General features: G+C 44.9%; 7 protein-coding genes. 2 read left to right on the top strand and 5 right to left on the bottom strand.

From position 1 onward, the window contains the following. The first annotated feature begins 385 nt into the window (after nucleotides 1–385). Complete coding sequence (locus WCK19_RS09545; RefSeq protein ID WP_342397137.1) at nucleotides 386–607, top strand: MbtH family protein; 222 nt, start codon at nucleotides 386–388, stop codon at nucleotides 605–607. A gap of 63 nt (nucleotides 608–670) precedes the next feature. On the opposite strand, the gene WCK19_RS09540 is transcribed toward WCK19_RS09545, so the two are convergent. The 5 genes from WCK19_RS09540 to WCK19_RS09520 all read right to left on the bottom strand — a co-directional run bounded on the left by WCK19_RS09540 (nucleotide 671) and on the right by WCK19_RS09520 (nucleotide 5869). Then, on the bottom strand, nucleotides 671–1207 hold the full coding sequence (locus WCK19_RS09540) for a peroxiredoxin (protein WP_342397136.1): 537 nt from the start codon (nucleotides 1205–1207) through the stop codon (nucleotides 671–673). A gap of 135 nt (nucleotides 1208–1342) precedes the next feature. Beyond that, nucleotides 1343–2020, bottom strand: a complete 678-nt coding sequence (locus WCK19_RS09535; protein WP_342397135.1) for a hypothetical protein — start codon at nucleotides 2018–2020, stop codon at nucleotides 1343–1345. A gap of 243 nt (nucleotides 2021–2263) precedes the next feature. Continuing rightward, nucleotides 2264–2599, bottom strand: coding sequence for a Nif11-like leader peptide family natural product precursor (locus tag WCK19_RS09530; RefSeq protein ID WP_342397134.1), 336 nt, complete (start codon nucleotides 2597–2599; stop codon nucleotides 2264–2266). Between the two features lie 363 nt (nucleotides 2600–2962). Then, entirely contained in the window at nucleotides 2963–4915 is a 1953-nt protein-coding gene (locus WCK19_RS09525; protein ID WP_342397133.1) for a RiPP maturation radical SAM C-methyltransferase, read from the bottom strand. A 75-nt stretch (nucleotides 4916–4990) separates the two neighbouring features. Beyond that, nucleotides 4991–5869 carry a DMT family transporter gene (locus WCK19_RS09520; RefSeq protein WP_342397132.1) on the bottom strand — a complete coding sequence of 293 codons (879 nt, stop codon included), beginning with the start codon at nucleotides 5867–5869 and terminating at the stop codon, nucleotides 4991–4993. A 395-nt stretch (nucleotides 5870–6264) separates the two neighbouring features. On the opposite strand from WCK19_RS09520, the gene WCK19_RS09515 reads away from it, so the two are divergent. Beyond that, a complete protein-coding gene (locus tag WCK19_RS09515) occupies nucleotides 6265–6666 on the top strand; it encodes a helix-turn-helix transcriptional regulator (RefSeq protein WP_342397131.1) in 402 nt (133 codons plus the stop codon). Nucleotides 6667–6709 lie beyond the last annotated feature (43 nt).

Below are 6709 nucleotides of genomic sequence, written 5' to 3'. Positions count from 1 at the left end.
TCATGTGAGTGGTCGTGTTCGTCGTGGTTATGTTCATGCGAATCATGATTATGCGTTAGATTCAGGTCATGTTCATCATCGTGGTCATGCCCGTGGGGTTCAACTACTGCGTTTTTCAAACTCTTCAGCGTTTCGGGCTTCTCGGTCATCTTTTACCTCCATAAATTAACGACACTAATGGTTTTAAATGATAGCATTATTATACAACTATATGAATACTTGTTCAAATAGACATATAGATTCATCAAATACTGTAATATATAACGCAATTTTCACTGGCGCGAATTTCTGGTAAGATAAATTGAGTGTACTACAAACGCTGTTTTGAGGTACACAACATAAAAAATATTTCTAATCGAATCTTATATGGACGAAGGAGTTTGTGATGAATAGGGAAGACCGTGAAGATAACACTATATATAAAGTAGTAATGAACCATGAGGAGCAGTATTCTATTTGGCCTGCTTATCGTGAAAATGCTTTAGGCTGGAATGATGTCGGGAAATCAGGTACTAAACAAGAATGTTTCGATTATATCAAAGAGGTGTGGACGGATATGCGCCCGCTCTCTCTACGCAAGAAAATGGAAGAACAAACCGAGGCTTGATAAGCCCATAAACAGATAAAGATATACAAAGAGGGGCGCGACAAACGCCCCTTTTTAGATGCTTTAATGTATGGTTTTTTGACCGGGCTTCCAGTTTGCTCCGCAACTTTCGCCGGTTTGGAGTGCTTCCAACACACGCAGGATTTCATCCACGTTGCGACCTACGCTCAGGTTATGTACTACTTCGTATTGCACCGTGCCATCCGGGTCAATCAGGAACAAACCGCGCAATGACACACCCTGTTCTTCGATTAGCACACCGTAATCGCGGCTGACGCGCAAGGTTTGGTCGGCGGCGAGCGGGTATTTGATTAAGCCGATGCCGTTGTTAGCAGGGGCGGTTTCAATCCAAGCTTTGTGGGTGTACTTGCTATCGGTGCTAACGCCTACTATTTCTGCGTTGAGGGCTTTGAAATCGGCGATTCTTTCGCTGAAAGCAGTAACTTCAGTTGGGCATACAAAGGTAAAATCCATTGGATAGTAGAACAGTACCAGCCATTTGCCGCGATAATCGGACAGCTTTACATTTTCGGCAAGGGTTTCAAGGTCTTTGGTGCTGGGCATATTGAAATCGGGTGCAGCTTTACCTACTAGTGACATTCTTATAACCTCCTATTGATATTTAACCCCATTTGGGGAATGCGTTTAGTTCAATCATTCACTTACAGAGGCTATTATAGCATAGGCTAATTTGATGTCAATAGTAAATAGTAATCATTCTTAGTTAAGATTGTGTCAAAGTATATTAACTGCTCTGGAAGCTAGAACTGCCAGCACCACCAGCGAAATGGAGGCTTGCGTCATTACCAATATTTTAGCCTTTGCGCTCAATACTGCCGTATCGGTTGGGCTGAAAGCGGCGCTGTGGTTGAACGCCAGAAAGATGTAATCTATAAACATTGGTATCCAGTTATCCCAACCGTCATTATGCATATTCATCTGGGGGAAAAGAAAATCCGGGCGTGTGTCGCAATGGGAGTGTCGTGCTGCGGGACCGCCTCTATCAATTTCCCAGTACCACACCGCGAAGGTCATTACATTCGCGCTCCAAATCAAAGCCGCATCTCGTAACAAGTTGGCAGCTTCGATGCTTTTGGCTAAAAGTGAGGTTATCAGCAAAACCACGCTGGCGACTAGCGCAAGGGTTACGACTCCGGTTATTACCAAGCCGAGAATGCGGGTAAGGTGTTGGTGTCCACGTAATCGCGACACGGTGAGCGGAACAAGCAGCGCTACTACTGAAACTAGGGGTATCCAGTTTGGTCCAATGGTCAGCTTGTCCGAAATTACATAGAACATTCCCCCTGTAAGCAGCAGCGCAAGAATTACGGGCCAGCGCCGGATGCTAATCCACTGCTCATGAGGAATTGGCACATGTTTTCTATCGGGTTTATTCTCAGTAGTTGCAGGCATATTTTATCCCTTTAAGAAATCGCATTACCTAACCCGATATATGTAGCACAGAACGCGGGAAATTACCAGATTCTTTCGGCTGAATCGGGAAAGAAGGATATAGATTTCCATTTTCTGAGTGTGCTTTGCTTGCAAGGGAGGAATGTGGATTTTGCCAATTAAGAAGGGAATAGCCTCAAAGTCATAGAGGGATGGGCTATTCCCCTGCGAGAAACAAAAACCTATCAGCGCAAATGCGCCGGATTAATGACCGCTTAGACCTCCCAGACCTCCCGGATTCAGGTTGCCGGGGTTGATGTTTCGCCCAAGAATATTTGCGCCTTTCCAAGCTATAGTAACCGATCCACCACCAGCAACTTGGTCGAGTGCCTCATCGGGAAGTTCACCGCCTGCGCCGGGAGCAATACGGGTGGAACCAGCGGCGATAAATTCGTCAGAAGTGAAGGAATAGCCGTTTTTGGCAGCTAAAGCAACAACATCGTCCACTGAAATGCTACTACCCAGAGAGACAACCTTGCTCCGCAGAGTATCATCATTGTCCATATTTTCCAGAAATTCGCCCGCAGATTGTTCAGACATAATAGGTTTCCTTTCAATTAGGTAAAATGATTGGTTTAAGCAAGTTAATAATAACTTTAATACTCTATCAAATTCGGGCTATTGCCCTAGAAAGTAACTTTTGGCGAACAACTATTGTAGAAAAATGTCGAAGTAATTACGCGATGTGAATAGAATTCGGTAAATTCATAACTTAAATCAATAAAACCGCTTACAGAGCGTTGGAAAGCTCAATGTGTTTTTCCGAGGTAAAAGCCTAACGACAAATCATTAGGTTGGAATTAAGCACACTAAGTTATTTTAGCAAAGATTCAAGATACAAAAGTTAAGATTGTGTAAAGGAATCTCTGTTTCGGCTGCTGCAAATTTTTTTCAGAGGGTTGCCTAAACTTTCTGCCTCAACTCTACCGGAAGAATTTTATCCAGCAGCATGTCAGATGCTTCGGATACCGGAAGCGCAAGGCTCAGGAAAAAGCTGCCATCCTGTATCATCAGCCCTTTTTCACAGAATTCCAGCAACTTTGCCCTAACTTGAGAATCTGTTTCTTTAAGGCTCAGACCTGTTTTCAAGGATAGGGAAGAATGGGGCTTTTCGCTGCAAGCATGATAAAGCAGGGCATAGGACTCGTCAAAATTATACTCTAGTGGGTTGGAGCGGTCTCGCCTATCAAAAACTTGTAGTTCTCCGGCTTTTATGCGGAATCTCAAGCTGGGTAATTCTTGCGGATTTTGCCATGATACCTGCCACTGCTCCGCCAGCCTGTTTAATTCCTCATAGGCTTTTAAGGGAAGGGCTTGCTCAAATTCGTAATCAAAAAAGTAAGCTATCCGGTTGAGGTCTATGGTTTCGGGATAAACCAACGCATAACTGGCTTCCGGGCGCATGAATCGGGTCGGGAAATTCTCTGGCTCAGCGTAGCTTGGGCTAAAACGCTGTAGCCACATCCGAGTTGATGTTGTAGGCGGTTCTAAATAAAACAGCTTTGACATCAACGCGGCTTGCTGACGATAATCTTCCTCCGTCTCTCCGGGGAATCCCCAGATAATTTGCCATGACACATGTATGCGGTAATATTTCGCCCAACGCAGCGTGTTCACATTCTGGATTCCGGTAATCCCCTTTCGCATTAGTTGCAGCACATGGCTGTTAAGGGATTCGATTCCGGGCTGGATTTGAAATATTCCCGCATCCTTAAACTTCTTGATTTGTCCTCTGGAGAGGTTGGCTTTTACCTCATAAAACAATTTAAATTTGGTAGGCAATGCAGCAAGTCGGCTCAAGTAAGTGTCGGCTTCCTTGTAATCCAGCACATTGTCGGTTGCCCCCAAACAGGAGTGAGGATAACGCTCGGACAATTCTGTCAATTCGGATAACACCCGATCAATAGATTTCTTGCGATAATCAATTCCAGTTCCATTCAGCCCGCAGAAGGAGCAATGGTGCTTATACCCCCACCAGCAACCCCGCGAACTTTCAAACGGTAGCGAAACCTCGCCTAAAAACTTGTCGGTGAGTAATTCGAGGGTATTGGCACGTTCGAAATATTCGGTGAAATCGGGGATGGGCAACTCATCCAATTCCCGCAGAAGGGGACGGCTTCTAGGGGTGGTAATTTGCCCGTTGCGTTTGCATACCACACTTGGAATGTTTGCCGGGTCTTTGCCTTCTTGCAATGCCTGTAAAAATTCCGGGAATGCCTTATCTCCCTCCCCTATCACGGCGTAATCAATAAAATCTAGGGCGCGTACCAATTCAATGCCCATTTCCCCTTCAAAATTTGCCCCTCCAAAAATCAGGGTAATGTCAGGGTAGCGCATTTTTAGGGCGCGTGCGAGGGCAAAGGAGGCACAGTTTTGTTGAAAAGAAGCGGTAAAGCCGACTACCTGAAAATTATGCCAAGGTATATTTTCAACCAACTTTTCGATATAGCGCGGGGCTTCTATGCGCCGAATTTCCACTAATCGCTCCACTGTTATGTTTGCTTCAGAGGTTACTGCGGCTACAATGGCTGAATATATTTCGGGGAAAGTGTCATTTTGGTCAGGGCTGTCATCCCCAAATGCGGCAAGTGAAAATAGCCACTCTCCCATTACGGGGATGATGGCTTCACTGATACAGTAATAAGGCTCTAAACCGATTTGTTTGGCGAAGTCTAGGTTTAAATGAAAAGTGGTGGTTGGAAAGCCTTGTGATTCTGCAATTGATTTTAGCAAGCCGATTTGCAGGGAAGGTCTTCTAAACTGTGCAAAAGGCATGGTTACCAATGCTACGGAGAGCTTTTTGCCTTCTACCGATTCTAAAACGTTATCTTCAATTTGAGTGAAATCTTGGTTCATATAACCTCCTGAACAGATTCTACAAAGAAAATTCGATTAGTTTGAAAGGTTTAAGCCAAATAGTATCCGTCAACTTCACAAATGTTTTGGTTGCCGGAATTTCAGTTCTGTTACCAACGCCACGCTTGCCAGCACTATCCCAAAGCCTAGCAGCATACCTAGACTCACCGACTCGTTTAGGAAAATCATACCCCATACGATGCTGAAAACTGGCACCAGAAATGTGACGGCACTGGTACGAGTTGGACCCACGCTCTGGATGAGTCGGAAGAAAAGCAGATACCCTATCGAGGTGGAAAGAAACGCCAGCCCTAACACGCTCACTACCACTTCCCACGAGGGAAAAGAGGCAGGAACTCCGGTGGCTGCCATCGGAAGCAGCAAGATACCTGCCGCCAGTTGTTGCCATGTGGCAAGCGTTAGCGAGGTAGTATTTCTTAGAGCTAGTTTGATGTAAACGCCGGAAATCCCGAAGCAAAGGCTGGCAATCAGCGCAAGCGCGATTGAGAGTATGACTTCTTCGTTGAGCGGCAGTGGGCTAAGTCCTACTAGTACCACTACTCCTACCAGACCCATCAAAAGACCTAAGCTCCTAAGCCAAGATAAAGAGTCTTTCAGCCAGATTGCTGCCACCAGCGCGGTAAATAGCGGAGTAGTGGAGTTGATGACTGCGCCGTAAGAGGCGGTCAGGTGAATTGTGGCGGTGGAGATGAGGGTGAAAGGGATGGCGGAATTGAGCGCACCTATGATAAAGAAGGGTAGGATTTTACCATCGCTCTTGAAATGTTTACGCGCTACTATCGCGTATAGCACCAGCGCGATACCCGCTAACCCTACCCGAAGTTCGATTAGAAAGGCAGGAGCAAGCACAGGCGAAGCGATTCTGAGAAAGATATACGAAGCACCCCAGATAGCAGCAAGCAAGGTTAGTCTCAGGAAATCCTGGAATTTCAATTTTATAGTAGCTCCAATTAGTTAAATTTACGCGCTCATGAAGAAGGAACCCGGCTATTATAGCATACAAAATAGCGGTGAAAAACGTATAACGCTTGCTATATGGCGAACGCGAACCTCTGAGAGCTAACCGTAGTCGCGATTTCTTTCCGCTTCGGCTACATATTCCTGTGCCACTACTCTTGAAAGTGTCCCATAATAATTATAGCTTGATTCCATATGGATTATATATAGCATGTACTATTTTATCTCTAAAATCTATATTAGTAACATTCAATGTATTATATAGCACAGTAAAAATGAATTGAACGAAATTTACAAACCCCTCGGTTTCTGCTAAACTTTGGGAAATGCTCTTTGTAGTACGAATTCACTTAGCTACTTCGGAGATTTGTGTGAGAAGAAAATCTAAAGATGATTCTTATGGGAAAAGAAATAGTCAATCACCTCTCGCTTTTTATCTAGACTGCCTATGTCGCGAACGCAATATATCGTTGAGAGCCGCAAGTCTTGCAGCGGGGCTTGGGGAAGCTACTCTTGGCAATATAGTGCGCGGATACCGGCATCCTGACCCCGCAACACTGGGGAAGATAGCTAATTACTTTGGATTGAGCGAAGATGCGTTGTTGGAGATGGCAGGGTATCGTACTATTAACAATAACAATAGCCGCTTGGAAATCAATGACCCTGAACTGCGCGTGTATCTGCATCCAGAACGTATCAATACTCTGCCACTCCGTGATTTAAATCTTCTCAAGAATGTCCTGCGCCATTTGATGGAAGAAAACAAAGCCTAATATGGGTTATATAGACGGTCAGAAAATAAATATAATCTGACAG

It is taken from the genome of Candidatus Chlorohelix sp., from assembly GCF_037138995.1.
In the GTDB taxonomy this organism is placed as follows: Bacteria; Chloroflexota; Chloroflexia; order Chloroheliales; family Chloroheliaceae; genus Chlorohelix.
Note: the sequence above shows the minus strand (reverse complement) of the source record. Positions and strands in the feature narration are given on the sequence as shown.

What these genes read in the sequence shown, in the direction of transcription:
- WCK19_RS09545 (WP_342397137.1), top strand. Translation starts at nt 386, where the DNA reads ATGAATAGGGAAGACCGTGAAGATAACACTATATATAAAGTAGTAATG.
- WCK19_RS09530 (WP_342397134.1), bottom strand. Translation starts at nt 2,599, where the DNA reads ATGTCTGAACAATCTGCGGGCGAATTTCTGGAAAATATGGACAATGAT.
- WCK19_RS09525 (WP_342397133.1), bottom strand. Translation starts at nt 4,915, where the DNA reads ATGAACCAAGATTTCACTCAAATTGAAGATAACGTTTTAGAATCGGTA.
- WCK19_RS09535 (WP_342397135.1), bottom strand. Translation starts at nt 2,020, where the DNA reads ATGCCTGCAACTACTGAGAATAAACCCGATAGAAAACATGTGCCAATT.
- WCK19_RS09540 (WP_342397136.1), bottom strand. Translation starts at nt 1,207, where the DNA reads ATGTCACTAGTAGGTAAAGCTGCACCCGATTTCAATATGCCCAGCACC.